Annotated in this window: 11 protein-coding genes; 7 read left to right on the forward strand and 4 right to left on the reverse strand. The window is 68.1% G+C overall.

The features are described 5' to 3' along the window. Positions 1–7 precede the first annotated feature (7 nt). The 7 genes from OXQ95_RS04220 (at position 8) to OXQ95_RS04250 (ending at position 13,043) form a co-directional block, all read left to right on the forward strand. Positions 8–928 (forward strand): transglutaminase family protein, encoded by a 921-nt coding sequence (locus OXQ95_RS04220; RefSeq protein WP_267380001.1) that lies wholly within the window; start codon positions 8–10, stop codon positions 926–928. Beyond that, on the forward strand, positions 922–1,731 hold the full coding sequence (locus OXQ95_RS04225) for a transglutaminase family protein (protein ID WP_267380004.1): 810 nt from the start codon (positions 922–924) through the stop codon (positions 1,729–1,731). The genes OXQ95_RS04220 and OXQ95_RS04225 overlap by 7 nt, the downstream gene beginning before the upstream one ends. A 77-nt stretch (positions 1,732–1,808) precedes the next feature. Further along, positions 1,809–3,611 (forward strand): DUF885 domain-containing protein, encoded by a 1,803-nt coding sequence (locus OXQ95_RS04230; protein WP_267380007.1) that lies wholly within the window; start codon positions 1,809–1,811, stop codon positions 3,609–3,611. Positions 3,612–3,734: 123 nt separating this feature from the next. After that, a complete protein-coding gene (locus OXQ95_RS04235) occupies positions 3,735–5,045 on the forward strand; it encodes an efflux RND transporter periplasmic adaptor subunit (protein WP_267380010.1) in 1,311 nt (436 codons plus the stop codon). 8 nt (positions 5,046–5,053) lie between these two features. Continuing rightward, positions 5,054–8,164, forward strand: coding sequence for an efflux RND transporter permease subunit (locus OXQ95_RS04240; RefSeq protein WP_267380013.1), 3,111 nt, complete (start codon positions 5,054–5,056; stop codon positions 8,162–8,164). Then, positions 8,161–11,508 carry an efflux RND transporter permease subunit gene (locus OXQ95_RS04245; protein WP_267380016.1) on the forward strand — a complete coding sequence of 1,116 codons (3,348 nt, stop codon included), beginning with the start codon at positions 8,161–8,163 and terminating at the stop codon, positions 11,506–11,508. The genes OXQ95_RS04240 and OXQ95_RS04245 overlap by 4 nt, the downstream gene beginning before the upstream one ends. Continuing rightward, positions 11,505–13,043 (forward strand): efflux transporter outer membrane subunit, encoded by a 1,539-nt coding sequence (locus tag OXQ95_RS04250; protein WP_267380019.1) that lies wholly within the window; start codon positions 11,505–11,507, stop codon positions 13,041–13,043. The genes OXQ95_RS04245 and OXQ95_RS04250 overlap by 4 nt, the downstream gene beginning before the upstream one ends. 163 nt (positions 13,044–13,206) lie before the next feature. Here the strand turns inward: OXQ95_RS04250 and cobT are convergent, their stop codons facing one another. From cobT to cobS, 4 genes are read right to left on the reverse strand one after another with little or no spacing between them, the layout of a single operon-like run. Beyond that, on the reverse strand, positions 13,207–15,030 hold the full coding sequence (cobT, locus tag OXQ95_RS04255) for a cobaltochelatase subunit CobT (protein ID WP_267380022.1): 1,824 nt from the start codon (positions 15,028–15,030) through the stop codon (positions 13,207–13,209). Further along, the gene (locus OXQ95_RS04260; RefSeq protein ID WP_242095960.1) at positions 15,030–15,374 is read right to left on the reverse strand and encodes a HepT-like ribonuclease domain-containing protein; all 345 of its coding nucleotides are present in this window, start codon (positions 15,372–15,374) and stop codon (positions 15,030–15,032) included. Before OXQ95_RS04260 ends, cobT begins: the two co-directional genes overlap by 1 nt. Further along, positions 15,364–15,657 (reverse strand): nucleotidyltransferase domain-containing protein, encoded by a 294-nt coding sequence (locus tag OXQ95_RS04265; RefSeq protein WP_267380027.1) that lies wholly within the window; start codon positions 15,655–15,657, stop codon positions 15,364–15,366. The genes OXQ95_RS04260 and OXQ95_RS04265 overlap by 11 nt, the downstream gene beginning before the upstream one ends. Before the next feature lie 4 nt (positions 15,658–15,661). Continuing rightward, entirely contained in the window at positions 15,662–16,666 is a 1,005-nt protein-coding gene (cobS, locus tag OXQ95_RS04270) for a cobaltochelatase subunit CobS (RefSeq protein ID WP_242095958.1), read from the reverse strand. Positions 16,667–16,771 lie beyond the last annotated feature (105 nt).

Raw genomic sequence — 16,771 nt, forward strand, 5'->3', positions numbered from 1 at the left:
CGTACCGATGCCATTGCTCACCCTTTCGCACATCACGCGCTACACTTACCGCCAACCGGTGGCGTTTGGCGAGCACCGGATCATGGTGCGCCCGCGCGAAAGCTACGACCAGCATCTCGTCGACGCGACGCTCGCGATCACGCCAGAACCCGCCGATATCCGCTGGCTGCAGGACGTGTTCGGCAATTCGGTGGCCATCGCCACGTTCGACCGCCCCGCCGCCGAGCTGGTGTTCGACAGCCGCATCCGCCTCGATCACCGCCCCGCCGAAGTGCAGGACGTCGATATCGAGAATTACGCCCGGCTCTATCCCTTCACCTATTCGTCCGAGGAAATGCCCGATCTGCTGCGTTCGATCGAGCGCCAGCATCACGATCCGCAGCGCCGGATCGACGCCTGGGCGCGGCGCTTCGTCGGCGCGTCGGGGCAGACCGATACGCTCGAGATGCTCTCGGCGATGACGGCGGCGATCCGCCGCGACTTCACCTATGTCGCGCGCCCCGAAAAGGGCACGCAGACGCCGATCGAGACGCTGGAGCGCCGCAAGGGCACCTGCCGCGACTATGCGATGCTGATGATCGAGGCGGTCCGCGCGCTGGGCTTCGCCGCGCGCTTCGTCTCCGGCTATGTCTACAGCCCCACGCGCCGCGAGCAGCGCACCGGCGGGGGCAATACCCATGCCTGGGTGCGCGTGTATCTGCCCGGATCGGGCTGGGTCGAATTCGATCCCACCAACGGGATCGTCGGCAACCGCGGGCTGATCCGCGTTGCGATCGCGCGCGATCTTTACCAGGCGGTGCCGATCTCGGGCACCTGGAGCGGCTTTCCCGGCAGCTTCCTCGACATGACCATATCGGTCGACATCACCGTCGATCCGCCGGCGCTGCAATCCGCAGCCCCCACCCCCAGGAGTATCGCGACATGCTGATCCGCGCCGGCTACGACATCCGCTTCGACACCGAGGTGCCAACACCGATGATGGCGATGCTCAGCATCCATCCGTCGCGCAACAAGGACCTGCGGACGCTGCAGCGGATCGTCGCGACGCCCGATGTGCCGATGTACGATTATCTCGATGCGTTCGGGAATGTTTGCACGCGCGTCACCGTGCCGGTCGGTGGCCTGACGCTGAGCTGCGACTTCACCATCCACGACAGCGGCGAGCCCGATCTGCAGAGCCCCGATGCGGTGCAGCATGCGGTGGAGGACCTGCCCGACGACGTGCTGATCTATCTGCTCGGCAGCCGCTATTGCGAGACGGACCGGCTGTCCGACACCGCTTGGGGCCTGTTCGGCCATGTGAAATCCGGCTGGGAGCGGGTGCAAGCGATCGTCGAATTCACCCACAACCATATCGAATTCGGCTATCATCACGCCCGCTCGACCAAGACGGCGTGGGACGCTCATCAGGAGCAGCAGGGCGTGTGCCGCGATTTCGCGCATCTGGCGATCACCCTGTGCCGCTGCATGAACATCCCGGCGCGCTATTGCACCGGCTATCTGGGCGATATCGGGATCGCGCCGATCCCCGGTCCGATGGATTTTTCCGCCTGGTTCGACGTGTATCTGGGCGGCGCCTGGCACACGTTCGACGCGCGCCACAACAAGCCGCGGATCGGGCGCATCCTGATGGCGCGCGGCCGCGACGCGACCGACACCGCGCTGACCACCACCTTCGGCCCGGCGACGCTGACGCAGTTCGACGTGCATACCGGCGTCGCCGAAGAATAGGGCGGCGCTTCAAACCGCTTGGCGGAGCGCCCACCCGCGATCATAACGACGGCGAATCCTTCGAAGGGAAACGCCGCTTGCGTCTGTTCATCGCCGCCCTGCTCGCCGCCACTGCCGCCCCGGCCTTCGCGCAGGCGCTGCCGCCGCCCGTGCCGCTGCCGGGCGACCGGCCCGAGGATGCGAAGCTGAAGCGGCTGTTCTACGACAGCGACGAGGCCAGCCTGAAGCGCAACCCGGTGAGCGCGATCAGCCGCGGCGACCTGCGCTATGCCGATCGGCTGGGCGATTTCTTCTCGGACGCATCGATCGCCGCCGAAAAGGCCGCCGCGGAGAGCGATCTGGCCGCACTGTCGCGGATCGACCGCGCCCGGCTCAGCCATGTCGACCAAGTGGCCTATGACGTGTTCAAGAACCAGACCGCGATCGGCCTGCGCGGGCTCCAGCCCGATCTCGTCGCGCTCACGGTCGTGCGGCCGATGGACCATTTCTACGGCATCCAGACCTTCTATCCCGATTTCGCCTCGGGCCAGGGCGCCGCGCCGTTCAAGACGCTGATCGATTACGAGAACAACCTGAAGCGCAACGCGCAATATGCGGTGCTGCTCGACGAGGCGATCGGCCGATTCCGCCAGGGCATGCAGGCGGGCATAGTCCAGCCCAAGCTGGTCGTGCGCAACATGATCGGCCAGTTCGACAATCTGATCGCGCAAGGCGTCGAGGGATCGACCTTCTACGCCCCGCTCAAGCGCTTTCCCGCCACCATCTCCCCCGCCGATCAGGCGCGGCTGCGCGCCGCCTATGCCGCGCAGATCCGCGACGTGGTGATCCCGGCCGAACGGCGGATGCGCGATTTCCTCAGCGGCACCTATCTCGCCGCCGCCCGCGACAGCGTGGGGCTGTCGGGCATGCCGGGCGGCGACCGGCTCTATGCCTATCTGATCGAACAGAACACCACGCTGCCGCTCACCGCCACCTATGTCCACGATCTCGGCCTGTCCGAAGTCGCGCGCATCACCAAGGCGATGGAGGCGCAGCGCGTCGCGGTCGGCTTCAAGGGGACGCTGCCCGAGTTCTTCACCTTCCTGCGCACCGATCCGCGCTTTGCGCCCAAATCCGCCGAACAGCTCCGCGCGGGCTATGAGGCGATCGGGCGGCGCGTGTATCAGCGCATTCCCGAGCAATTCTCCCTGACGCCCAAGACCCCGCTCGAGATCCGCCCGGTGCCCGCGTACAAGGAAAAGACCGACGCCGGCGGATCCTACCAGCAGGGCACGCCCGACGGATCGCGGCCAGGCGTGTTCTACTACAACACTTACGACCTGCCCTCGCGCTACATGTGGGAGATGGAGACTCTGTTCCTGCACGAGGCGGTGCCGGGCCATCATTTCCAGATCAGCCTGGCGCAGGAGAATGTGGCGCTGCCCGCCTTCATGCGCTTCGGCGGCAACACCGCCTATGTCGAGGGTTGGGCGCTCTATTCGGAATCGCTGTGGCACGATCTGGGAATGGAAACCGATCCCTATCAGCGGATGGGCGGCCTCAACGACGAGATGCTGCGCGCGATGCGGCTGGTGGTCGATACCGGCATCCACGCGCAGGGCTGGAGCCGCGACAAGGCGATCGACTATATGCTCGCCAATTCGCCGATGGCGCGCACCGACGCCACCGCGGAGGTCGAGCGCTACATCGCGATTCCGGGACAGGCGCTGGCTTACAAGATCGGCCAGTTGACGATCCAGCGCACCAAGGACAAGGCCAAGGCGGCGCTGGGCGCGAAGTTCGATCCGCGCGCGTTCCACGCGCAGGTGCTCGACACGGGATCGCTGCCGATGCCCGTGCTGGAGGCCAAGATCGACGCCTGGGTCGCCGCCACGCGCTGAATGGCCGGGCATTCATCCACGGTTCAACGCGATCGTCCTTACGGCAACACGAAAGCAGCGGCGGCGGCTTGACAGCGTGCCGCCTCGGGCGGTGAAGATCAGGTCGACGGCGACGGAGTCAGCATGACCGAATATGATCCCCAAGACCCGTCGGCGATGCGGACCGGCGCCGTTTCGGACCCGCTGCCAAGGCGCCTGTCCGGGCGAGGTCGCACGATCAGCTGGATCGGCGGCATCCTGGGGCTGTTGCTGCTGATCGCTTTCGCCGTGTTCCTGTCGCACAACAGCGCGTCGAACTCGGGTGGACAGGGCGGTGGCGGCGGGCGGCGCGGCGGTGGCGGCGGCGGGCGTGGCGGGCCCGGCGGCGGCATGCAGCAGCCGACGACGGTCGGCACCGCCAAGGCGGCGCAGGCCGATCTGCCGATCCAGGTCGAGGCGCTGGGCACCGTCACGCCCGCCGCCACCGTCACCGTGCGGCCGCAGGTATCGGGCACGATCGTCCAGATCCTCTACCGCGAGGGGCAGAATGTCGCGAAGGGCCAGCCGCTGGCGGTCATTGATCCGCGGCCCTATCGCGCCACGCTGCTCCAGGCGCAGGGCGCGCTCGCCCGCGACCGCGCGCAACTGGCGAACGCGCGCGTCCTGCTCGAACGCTACGACACGCTGCTGAAGCAGGATTCGATCGCGCGGCAGGACCGTGACACGCAGGCCGCGCTCGTCGGCCAGCTCCAGGGCACGATCGCGATCGACCAGGGCCAGGTGGACGCGGCGCGGATCAATCTGGGCTTCACCCGGATCATCTCGCCGGTATCGGGCCGGGTCGGTCTGCGCGTGGTCGATATCGGCAATTATATCGGCGCGGGCGACACCAACGGAATCGTCGTGGTGACGACGCTGCAGCCGATCGACGTCGAGTTCGCGTTGCCCCAGCAACAGGCGCCCGCGATCCAGAAGCGCATCGCCGCCGGTGCCGAGATCCCCGCGATCGCGCTCGACAGCACGCGCACGCAGACGCTCGATACCGGGCGCTTCTCGACGCTCAACAACGCGGTCGACACCACCACGGGCACGATCAAGGGCAAGGCGCGCTTCCCCAACGCACGCTACCAGCTCTACCCCAGCCAGTTCGTCAACGTGCGGCTCACCATCGACACCGTCGCCGATGCCGTCACGGTGCCGCCCGCCGCGATCCGCTCGGGGCCGGACGGCAGCTTCGTCTGGCTGCTGAAGCCGGACCGCACCGTCACCGAACGCAAGGTGACGACGGGGATCGTCGGCGCCGACCGGACGCAGATCGTCTCGGGGCTGGCGCTCGGCGAAACGATCGTCACCGATGGCGGCGACCGGCTGACCGAGGGCGCGAAGGTGGCGCTGCCCGGCGATGCGCCGGCGGCGGGTGGCGGCGGACGGCACGGCCGGCGTCAGCGCGGCTGATCGCCACCATGGGCCCGTCCCGCCTCTTCATCCTGCGGCCGGTCGCGACCGCGCTGTTCATGGTCGCGATCGTGCTGGCCGGGCTCGTCGGCTTTCGCCTGCTGTCGCTGTCCGCGCTGCCGCAGGTGGATTATCCGACGATCCAGGTAACGACGCTCTATCCGGGCGGCAGCCCCGAGGTGATGAGCCAGACGGTCACCGCGCCGCTGGAGCGCCAGTTCGGGCAGATGCCGGGCCTCGCGCGAATGGAATCGACCAGCGCGTCGGGCGCGTCGGTCATCACGCTCCAGTTCACGCTCGCCGAAGGGCTCGACGTGGCGGAGCAGGAGGTGCAGGCGGCGATCAACGCGGCGCAGGCGCTGCTGCCAGCCGACCTGCCCGCGCCGCCGGTCTATGCCAAGATCAACCCCGCCGACGCGCCGATCCTGACGATCGCGATCACCTCGACCACGATCCCGCTCACCCAGGTTCAGTCGATCGTCGACACGCGCCTGGCGCAGAAGATCAGCCAGATCACCGGCGTGGGTCTGGTCGGACTGGCCGGCGGGCAGAAGCCCGCGATCCGGATCCGTGCGGACACGCAGAAGCTGTCGAGCTACGGGCTCAGCCTGGCGCAGATCCGCACCGCGATCACCAACGCCAACGCCAATTCGGCCAAGGGCAGTTTCGACGGGCCCAACCGATCCTACCAGATCAACGCCAACGACCAGCTCGAATCGGTCGACGACTACAACAACCTGATCGTCACCTATCAGAACGCCGCGCCGGTGCGGCTGAAGGACGTGGCGCAGGTGACCGAGGGTGCGGAGAACGCGCGGCTGGGGGCGCTCGCGAACACCACGCCGGCGATTATCCTGAACGTCCAGCGCCAGCCGGGCGCCAATGTCATCGCCACCACCGACGCGATCAAGGTGCAGCTTCCCGAACTGCTGAAGAGCCTGCCGGCCGGGCTGCATGCCACGATCCTGGCCGATCGCACCACGGGCATCCGCAGCTCGGTGCACGACGTGGAATTCGAACTCGTCCTCGCGGTCGCGCTCGTCGTGCTGGTGATCTTCTTCTTCCTCCATTCGGCGCGCGCGACGCTCGTCGCCGGGCTCGCCGTGCCGATCAGCCTGATCGGGTCGTTCGGCGTGATGTACCTGCTCGGCTACAGCCTCGACAATCTGAGCCTCATGGCGCTGACGATCGCGACCGGCTTCGTGGTGGACGACGCGATCGTGATGATCGAGAACATCCAGCGCCATATCGAGGAGGGCATTCCGCCGTTCGAGGCGGCGCTGAAGGGCGCGGGCGAGATCGGCTTCACGATCATCTCGCTTACCGTCAGCCTCATTGCGGTGCTGATCCCGCTGCTGTTCATGGGCGACATCGTCGGCCGGCTGTTCCGCGAATTCGCGGTGACGCTGGCGGTGACGATCCTGATCTCCGCGGTGGTCTCGCTGACGCTGACGCCGATGCTGTCGGCCCGTTGGCTGAAGGCACCGGGCGACGAGCGCCCGAGCCGCGTCGCGCAGCGATCGGCGGCGCTGTTCGAGCGCGTGGAGCGCCGTTACGAGCGCGCGCTCGATTTCGTGCTTGCGCGCCGGTTCGCCACGCTGCTCGTCGCGATCGCCACGCTCGCGCTGACGGTGGGGCTGTACCTCGTCATCCCCAAGGGGCTGTTCCCGACGCAGGACACCGGCCAGTTGCAGGCGCGGATCGTCGCGTCCGCCGGCGTCTCCTACGACCGGATGGCCGCGCTCCAGCTCCAGGCGGCGCGCACCATCCTTCAGGACGGCGACGTCGAATCGCTGTCGTCGTTCGTCGGCGTGGACGGCGGCAACAACGCCGCGCTCAACACCGGCACGATGCTCGTCAACCTGAAGACCAGCCATGACGACCAGCAGCGGCTGATGGCGCGGCTGAAGGACGCGGTGGACCGCATTCCCGGCGTGACGCTCTATCTCCAGCCGACGCAGGATCTGACGATCGACGCGGAAAGCGGCCCCACCCAATATCGCATCGCCGTGCAGGGCTCGAACACCGCGGACGTCACCGCCGAGGCCAAGCGGATCGCCGCGGCGCTCGGCCATGTGACGAAGGTGGCCAATATCTCCACCGATGCGGGCGCGATGGGGGCGTCCGCCGTCGTCACCGTGGACCGCGACACCGCGGCGCGCCTCAACATCACCGCCTCCAGCGTAGACGACACGCTCTATTCCGCGTTCGGCCAGCGCATCGTCTCGACGATCTTCACCGAGACGACACAGTATCGCGTGATCCTCGAGGCCGCCGCGGGGCTCGTCACCGATCCGCAGCAACTGGGGCTGCTCCATCTGCCCGCACAGGGCGGCGCGACGCCGCTCAACGCCGTCGCGCGGATCACCGAGGGGCAGTCGCCGCTCGCCATCACGCATGTCGGCCAGTTCCCCGCCGCCACGGTCAATTTCGACACCGCGCCCGGCGTCTCGCTCGGCACCGCGACGCATGCGATCCAGAAGGCGGTGGACGACCTGCAACTGAAGCGCGGCGTGACGATCACCTTCCTCGGCGCGGCGGGCGCGTTCGCCTCGTCGCTCTCCAACCAGCTCTGGCTGATTCTGGCCGCGCTGGTGTGCGTCTACATCGTGCTCGGCGTGCTCTACGAAAGCTTCATCCACCCGGTGACGATCCTGTCGACCCTGCCCTCGGCCGCGGTCGGCGCGCTCTTCGCCCTGTGGATCACCGGCCATGATCTCGACGTGATCGGGATCATCGGCATCGTGCTGCTGATCGGCATCGTGAAGAAGAACGCGATCATGATGATCGATTTCGCGATCGCGGCCGAACGCGACGAGGGGCTCGCGCCGATCGCGGCGATCCGCCAGGCCGCGATCCTGCGCTTCCGCCCCATCCTGATGACGACGCTCGCCGCGCTGTTCGCCGCAGTGCCGCTGATGGTGGGATTGGGCGAAGGCGCCGAGCTGCGCCGGCCGCTGGGCATCGCGATCTTCGGCGGGCTGCTGGTCAGCCAGTTGCTCACGATCTTCACGACGCCGATCGTCTATCTCTATTTCGATCGCGCGCAGCAGCGGCTCGCCGCGCGCGGCTGGGGCGTGAAGGCCACCCCCAATGTCGGGCCGGAAGCCCGCCCGTGAACCTCTCCGCGCCCTTCATCCGGCGGCCGATCGCGACGATCCTGCTGACGGTGGGGCTGGCGCTGGCGGGGATCGCGGGCTTCTTCTCGCTGCCGATCGCGCCGCTGCCGCAGATCGACCTGCCGGTGATCGCGGTGTCCGCCAATCTGGCGGGCGCCAGCCCCGAGGTGATGGCGCAGAGCGTCGCGACGCCGCTCGAACGCCGGCTGTCGACCATCTCGGGCGTGAACGAGATGACGTCGTCCAGTTCGCTCGGCTCGACGCGCGTGATCCTGCAATTCGATCTGTCGAAGAATATCGACGGCGCCGCGCGCGAGGTGCAGGCGGCGATCAACGCCGCGCGCGTCGACCTGCCCGCGACGCTGAAGCAGAACCCCACCTATCGCAAGGTGAACCCGGCCAACCAGCCGGTCGTCACGCTCGCGCTCACCTCGGATACGCGCACCGCGGGCCAGGTGTACGACGCGGTGTCGAACATCATCCAGCAGCGCATGCTCCAGATCCCGGGCGTCGGCGACGTCGAGGTGGGCGGCGGATCGCTGCCCGCGGTGCGCGTCGACGTGAACCCGTACCGGCTCAATAGCTACGGCATCGCCATGGAGGACGTGCGCGCCGCGATCGAGGCGGCGAACGCGAACCGTCCCAAGGGGCTGGTGCAGGGCACCAACGGCCGATCGTGGCAGATCTACACCAACGCCGCCGGGCGCGTGGCGGCGGATTACCGTCCGCTGGTGATCGCTTGGCGCAACGGCGGCGCGGTGCGGCTGGAGGACATCGCCGCAGTGACCGACAGCGTGGCCGACACGCGGACGCTGGGGCTCTACAACGGCAAGCGCGCGATCATCGTCAACATCACGCAACAGCCGGGCGCCAATCTGATCCAGATGGTGAACGCCATCACCGCGGAGCTGCCCGGCATCCGCGCGCAGATCCCGGCCGACATCCGGCTGGATGTCGCCAGCGATCGAACCAGCTCGATCCGCGCATCGATCCGCGAGATCGAGATCACCGTCGTCATCGCGCTGATCCTGGTGGTGATCGTCGTCTATGCGTTTCTGCGCGACGTGCGCGCAACGATGATCCCCGCCGTCGCCACGATCGTGTCGCTGCTCGGCACGTTCGGCGTGATGTACCTGATCGGCTTCAGCCTCGACAATCTGTCGCTGATGGCGATCACGGTCGCGACCGGCTTCGTGGTGGACGACGCGATCGTCGTGCTCGAGAACACCACCCGGCATCTCGAATCGGGGATGAACCGGTTCGACGCCGCGCTGCGCGGCGCGTCCGAGGTGGGCTTCACCGTGCTGTCGATCTCGCTCAGCCTCGTCGCGGTGTTCATCCCGCTCCTCTTCATGGGCGGGATCGTGGGGCGGCTGTTCCGCGAATTCGCGGTGACGCTGTCGGTGGCGGTGATGATCAGCCTGGTGCTGTCGCTCACCACCACGCCGATGCTGTGCGCCTGGTTCCTGCGCGCCGACACCGTCTCGCCCGAGCATCGGCCGGGCCGCGCGTCGCAATGGCTGGAGCGCGGCTGGGTGCGGGTCGAGCGCGGCTATGCCCGCGCGCTCGACTGGGCGCTGCAGATGAAGCGGCTCATGCTGCTGCTGCTCGTCGCGGTCGTGGGGTTGACCGTCTATCTCTATATCGAAGTGCCCAAGGGCTTCTTCCCGCAGCAGGAATCGCCGCTGCTGATGGCCGGCGTGCGCGCCGACGAAAGCGTGTCGTTCCAGGCGATGCAGGACAAGCTGCGCCAGATCATCGGCATCATCAAGGCCGATCGCGCGGTGCAGAGCGTCGTCGGCTTCACCGGCGGCAATCGCGCGGGCGGCGCGTTCATCATGGTCGGCCTGAAACCCATCGGCCAGCGCCACGGCATGACCAGCACCAAGGTGATTGCGCGGCTCCAGCAGCATCTCCAGCCGGTGAAGGGCATCCGCCTGTTCCTCAACCCCGTACAGGATCTGCGCGCGGGCGGACGGCAGGGCAACGCGACCTACCAATATACGCTGATGGCGGACAGCACCGCAAACCTGAAGACCTGGTCGCAGAAGCTGACCAAGGCGCTGGAGGCCAGCCCGGTCCTGAAGAACGTCGACAGCGATCTGGCCGAGAACGGTGTCGAAAGCTTCGTGACGATCGACAAGGATGCGGCCTCGCGCGTCGGCATTGCCCCGCGCGACGTCGACAATGCGCTGTACGATGCGTTCGGCCAGCGCAACGTCGCGACCATCTATGAAGACATCAACCAGTATAGCGTGATCCTTGGCTGGCGGCAGGCCGATGCGCAGGGGCCGCAGGCGCTGCCCGACATCCGCGTGCCGGCGGGTGCCACAGCGTCGGCCACGACCAGCGTTGCCAGCACGTCGGGCAGCGCGGGCGGCAGCGGCAGCAGCCTGTCGTCGGGGCTGACGACGCAAGGGGCGGCAAACGGCGCCGCCATCGGGACGGGCGTTGCGGTAGCCAACGGCACTGCCAGCACCGCCTCCGGCCAAAGCGCCACCGCGACCGTCTCGACCAACCCCGCGCTGCGCAACCCGTCGACCGGCTCCGCGCTCGCCAACACGGTGCGCAACATGGTGCCGCTGCCCGCCATCGCCCGCTTCGGTCAGGCGCCGACCGCGGCCAGCGTCAACCATCAGGGCACCGAGGTGGCCGCCACCGTTTCGTTCGATCTCGCGCCCGGCAAGGCGCTGTCCGACGCGCAGACCGCGATCACCGCCGCCGAGGCGCGGATCGCGATGCCCACCACCGTGCACGGCGCGTTCGCCGGCACCGCGCTGCAATTCCAGCAGAGCCAGGGATCGCAGCCGCTGCTGATCCTCGCCGCGCTCGTCACCATCTACCTCGTGCTCGGCATCCTCTACGAAAGCCTGATCCATCCGCTGACGGTGCTTTCCACCTTGCCTGCCGCCAGCGTCGGGGCGGTGCTGGGCCTCATGATCATGGGCATGGATTTCTCGATCATCGCGCTCATCGCGGTGTTCCTGCTGATCGGCATCGTGAAGAAGAACGCGATCCTCATCATCGATTTCGCGATCCATGCGCAGCGCGACCGCGGGCTCAGCGCCGAGGAGGCCGCGCGCGAAGCCTCGCTGCTGCGCTTCCGCCCGATCCTGATGACGACGCTGGCCGCAGCCCTCGGCGCGCTGCCGCTGGCGATCGGCTTCGGCGAGGGCGCCGAATTGCGTCAGCCGCTCGGCGTCGCGATCATCGGCGGCCTCATCGCCAGCCAATTGCTCACCCTTTTCACCACGCCCGTCGTCTATGTCGCGCTCGACCGTCTCGCCACGCGGCGGACGCGGCGGCGCGAACGGCGGCTGCGCCTCAGCGAGCGACCCGCATGATCCTCCGCCGTTCCATCGCCCTTCTGGCCACGGGCGCCCTCGCCGGCTGCTCGCTCGCGCCGCATTATGACCGACCGGCGCTGGGCGTGCCCGGCACCTGGAAGACCGCGCCCGGCTGGCAGGTGGCGAGCCCCGCCGACGACCAGCCTCGCGCGGACTGGTGGACGGGCTTCGCCGATCCGACGCTCGACGATCTCGTCGCGCGCGCGGTGGCGCACAACCAGACGCTCGCCCAAGCTGCCGCCACCTATCGCCAGGCACGCGCCGCCACGCGCGAGGCGCGTGCCGCGCTCTTCCCCACGGTGACGGCGAACGGCCAGGTGACCCACACCTATTCGGGCGGCAACACCGCGGTCGTCACCGGCGGCACGATCGCCAGTGGCAGCACGGGAACGGGAACCGGCGCGGGCACCACGACGAGCACGGGAACCACCACCGGCACGATCACCACCGGTGGCCGCACCACCACCAATTACCGCGTGAACCTGGATGCGGCCTGGCAGCCCGACCTGTTCGGGCAGTTGACCAACACCACGCGCAACGCCCGGCTGACCGAACAGGCGCGGCTGGCCGATCTGGCCAATGCCCGGCTCGCGCTGGAGGGCGAACTCGCCACCGACTATCTGTCGCTGCGCGCCGTCGATGCGCAGATCGCGAGCCTGGCGGCGACGGCGGACGCCTATCAGCGTTCGCTGACCATCGCGACCAACCGCTACAATGCCGGCATCGTCGCGCGCACCGACAGCTATCAGGCGCAATCGCAGCTCGCCTCCGCGCAATCCGATCTGGAGGGCGAACGGCGGACGCGTGCGCAATATGAGGATGCGATCGCGGTGCTGGTCGGCGAAAACCCGGCAAGCTTCACCCTGGCGTCGATGGGCCCGAACTGGACTCCCGCCGTCCCCGCGGTGCCCGCCATCGTGCCCGCGACGCTCGTGCAGCGCCGGCCCGACGTCGCCGCGGCCGAGCGCGCGGTCGCCGCCGCCAATGCCGAGATCGGCGTGCAGCGCGCCGCCTTCTTCCCGACCGTCAACCTCTCGGCCGAGGGCGGCTTCAACAACAACGCGCTGTCCGGCCTGTTCTCGTCCGCCGCCTCGCTCTGGTCGCTCGGCGCGCAGGTGGCGCAGACGTTGCTCGATTTCGGCGCCCGCCGTGCCCGCGTCGCGCAGGCGCGGGCCGCCTATGACGCGGCGGTGGCGAATTACCGGCAAGTGACGCTGACCGCCTTTCAGGAGGTGCAGGACGACCTGATCGCGTCGCAGATCCTGGCGCGGCAGGAGGCGTATCTGCGCACCGCCTCGTTCGCCGCCGACAAGTCCGAAGCCTCGTTGCGCGATCAGTATCGCGCGGGGATCGTCGTCTTTACCGACGTGGTGAGCGCACAGGCCACCGCGCTCACCGCCCGGCGCGCGCTGATCCAGGCGCAGCTCGACCGCCAGACGACCGCGGTGGCACTGGTCCAGGCGCTGGGCGGGGGCTGGAGCGCCGCGGACCTGACCAACGGCGCCGAGGCCGCCCGCGCCGCCCGACCCTGATTGGAGCGGCCGGGGGTCGGTTGGATCCAATCTCCCAATCCGTTCGTGCTGAGCTTGTCGAAGCACCCTCTCCGCCATCGGGCCATCTTGTCCGAAACAGGCCCTTCGACAAGCTCAGGGCGAACGGAGCCAGATAGCGTCGTCAACTCTACGCAGACGGCCCTCAATCCGTATCGAACAGCGCGGCCAGTTGCTCGATCAGCGTGCCGCCCAGTTGCTCGGCATCCATGATCGTGACGGCGCGCGAATAATAGCGCGTCACGTCGTGGCCGATGCCGATCGCGGCGAGTTCGACGGGTGACTTGGTCTCGATCCAGCCGATCACCTGGCGCAGATGGCGCTCCAGATAGCTGCCCGAATTGACGCTGAGCGTCGAATCGTCGACCGGCGCGCCGTCCGAGATCACCATCAGAATCCGCCGCTCCTCGGGCCGTGCGAGCAACCGCGCATGCGCCCAAAGCAGGGCCTCGCCGTCGATATTCTCCTTCAGCAGCCCCTCGCGCATCATCAGCCCCAGCGCGTTGCGCGCGCGGCGCCACGGCTCGTCGGCCTTTTTGTACACGATGTGGCGGATGTCGTTCAGCCGTCCGGGTTGCGGCGGCCGGCCTGCCGCCAGCCATGTCTCGCGCGACTGGCCGCCCTTCCAGGCGCGGGTGGTGAAGCCCAGGATCTCGGTCTTCACGCCGCACCGCTCCAGCGTGCGCGCGAGGATGTCCGCGCTGATCGCCGCGATCGAAATGGGACGGCCGCGCATCGATCCCGAATTGTCGATCAGCAGCGTGACGACGGTGTCGCGAAAATCGGTTTCGCGCTCGATCTTGTAGCTGAGCGACTGGCCGGGGCTCACCACCACGCGCGCCAGCCGCGCGGCGTCGAGCAGACCCTCTTCCTGATCGAAGTCCCAACTGCGGTTCTGCTGTGCCATCAGCCGCCGCTGGAGCCGGTTGGCGAGCTTCGACACCGCGCTCTGCAGATGGACGAGCTGTTGATCGAGATAGCCGCGCAATCGCGCCAGTTCGTCGGCATCGCACAGTTCGCTCGCGGCGATCACCTCGTCGAACTGCGTCGTCCACGGCTTGTAGTCGAACTGCGCGGACGGGTCCGCGAACGGCCGGTTGGGGCGCACCGGCTGCGCACCCTCCTCGCCATCGTCGCCCGGCTCGCCGTCCATGTCGTCGAGCGAGTCCTCGCTGGTGTCCTGCCCCTCGCCCTCGTCGTCGCTCTCGCGCGATTCGCCGCGCGCCTCCATCTCGGCCTGGCCTTCGCCACCCTGTTCCTCGCCCTCGTCGGCGTCGTCGTCCTGCGCCTGTTCCTCGCTGCCCTCGTCCTCGTCGCCGCCCTCGTCGGCCTCGTCGGTGGCGGGTTCGCCCTCGACGAGTTCGAGATCGGCCAGCATCTTCATGGCCAGCCCCTGGAACGCGCGCTGGTCGTCGAGCGCGAGCGCCAGCGCGTCGAGGTCGGTCTTCGACTCGACCCATTCGCGCACCAGCGCCAGCCCCGGCGCGGCGACCGCGGGGGACGCCTCGCCCGTCAGCCGCTCGCGGACGAGCAGCGCCAGCGCGGTCGACAGCGGCACCTCGTCGCGGCCCCGCGCGCGCGTGATCGGGTCGGCGCGCAGCCGCACGTCGAGCGCCATCGCCAGATTGGCGGTGATGCCCTGATAGCCCCGGCTTCCCAGCGCCTCGACCCTCGCCGTCTCCACCGCGTCGTACACGGCGCGGGCCACCGCCTCGGCCGGCGCGGCGCGCAGATGCAGCGGCGCATCATGGTGGCGCAGCCGCAGCGCGAAGCCGTCGGCGAAGCCCCGCGCCTCCGCCACCTGATCCGCGGGCAGCGCGCGCGCGGGCATCGGCACCTTGATGTGCTTGCCGCTTTGCGCGGGCGCGTCGGCGGTGAAGGCCAGCTCGATCTCGGGCTCCGCCGCGATCGCGCGTGCGGTTCCGCCGAGTACCGCCTTGAACCGGTCGAGAGGGGTTTCGTTGGCCATCAGCCCTCGTCCAGCGCGTGTTGCGCGGCGGCAGCCAGCGCGGGCACCTCCGCCCGAGCGATCTCGAACACGACCGCCCTGTCCAAGTCGCGATATTCGTGGCGCAGCCGATTCCCCAATCCGCGCATCTTCGCGATCGGCAAGGCCGCCGAAAGCCGCTCGGCATCCTTGGGCTCGATCTGGATGGCGGCTTCGGTCATCCGCTGCAACAGCCGCTCAACTGCGAAAAGTGTGCGCTCGCTCGCCAGGAAATCGTTCAGCGTCATGGTGCCGAGGAAGTCGCCGATCCGCCGGGCATCGTCGATGATGTCGCGCAGGCGATCCGCGGTTCGTTCAGAAAGCATCGATACGGTCGCGTTCGATGGCAGCCTGCAGCCGGGGTCGGCGTCCGGGGTCGGATACCACGTCCACCGAAACCCCCAGCAATTGCCCGACACGCTGATCGAGGTCGAAATAATCCCACCCCAGTCGCATGTCCGAGCGCAGCGTTACCGCCAGATCGAGGTCCGACGATGGCGTCGCCTCGTCGCGCGCGGTCGAGCCGAAGATCGCGACATGCTCGATCCCCATCGCATAGAGATCCTCGCGATGGTCGCGCAGTCGTTTTAGGGCTTCGGCGCGAGTCATGCGCTCAAGCCTTCCCCACCACGCTTTCGGGCAGGTCCTTGCCGAACACGCGCTGATAATATTCGGCGACCAGCGACCGCTCCGCCTCGTCGCACTTGTTGAGGAAGCTCAGGCGGAAGGCGAAGCCGATATCGCCGAAGATCAGCGCGTTCTGCGCCCAGGTGATGACGGTACGCGGGCTCATCACCGTCGAGATGTCGCCGTTGATGAAGCCCTTGCGCGTCATGTCCGCCACGCGGACCATGTTGTCGACCGCCTTCTTGCCGTCGGGCTTGTCATATTCGCCCGACTTGGCGAGCACGATCCGCGCCTCGACCGCGGCGGGCAGATAGTTGAGCGTCACGACGATGTTCCAGCGGTCCATCTGGCCCTGGTTGATCTGCTGCGTGCCGTGATACAGGCCACTGGTGTCGCCCAGGCCCACCGTGTTGGCGGTGGCGAACAGACGGAACCAGGGGCTTGGGCGGATCACGCGATTCTGGTCGAGCAGGGTCAGCTTGCCCTCGGTCTCCAGCACGCGCTGGATCACGAACATCACGTCGGGGCGGCCCGCATCATATTCGTCGAACACCAGGGCGGTGGGCGTCTGCAGCGCCCAGGGCAGCAGCCCCTCGCGAAATTCGGTGACCTGCTGGCCGTCGCGCAGGACGATCGCGTCGCGCCCGACGAGATCGATGCGGCTGATATGCGCATCGAGGTTGATGCGGATGCACGGCCAGTTGAGCCGCGCCGCCACCTGCTCGATATGCGTCGACTTGCCGGTGCCGTGATAGCCCTGCACCATGACGCGGCGGTTGTGCGCAAAGCCCGCCAGGATCGCGACCGTCGTGTCGGCATCGAACACATAGGCGGGATCGAGATCGGGCACGCGCTCGTCTGCCTCGCTGAACGCGGGCACCTGCATGTCGCTGTCGATCCCGAACAGATCGCGCACCTTGACCATCTTGTCGGGCGCGTCGAGGATCGTCGTTTCGCGGCTGTCGGGTTGCGTGTTGGGAATGTCGGTCATGCGCACAGCCTTAGGCGAAGGCCGGGCACCGCATCAACCGCGCACGTCCTCCGGCAGGGAAAGAGTGTGACGAACCGTCCGGCCCCGCCGACGGTTCCCTCGATA

This window comes from Sphingomonas sp. GC_Shp_6, assembly GCF_026540835.1.
GTDB lineage: Bacteria > Pseudomonadota > Alphaproteobacteria > Sphingomonadales > Sphingomonadaceae > Sphingomonas.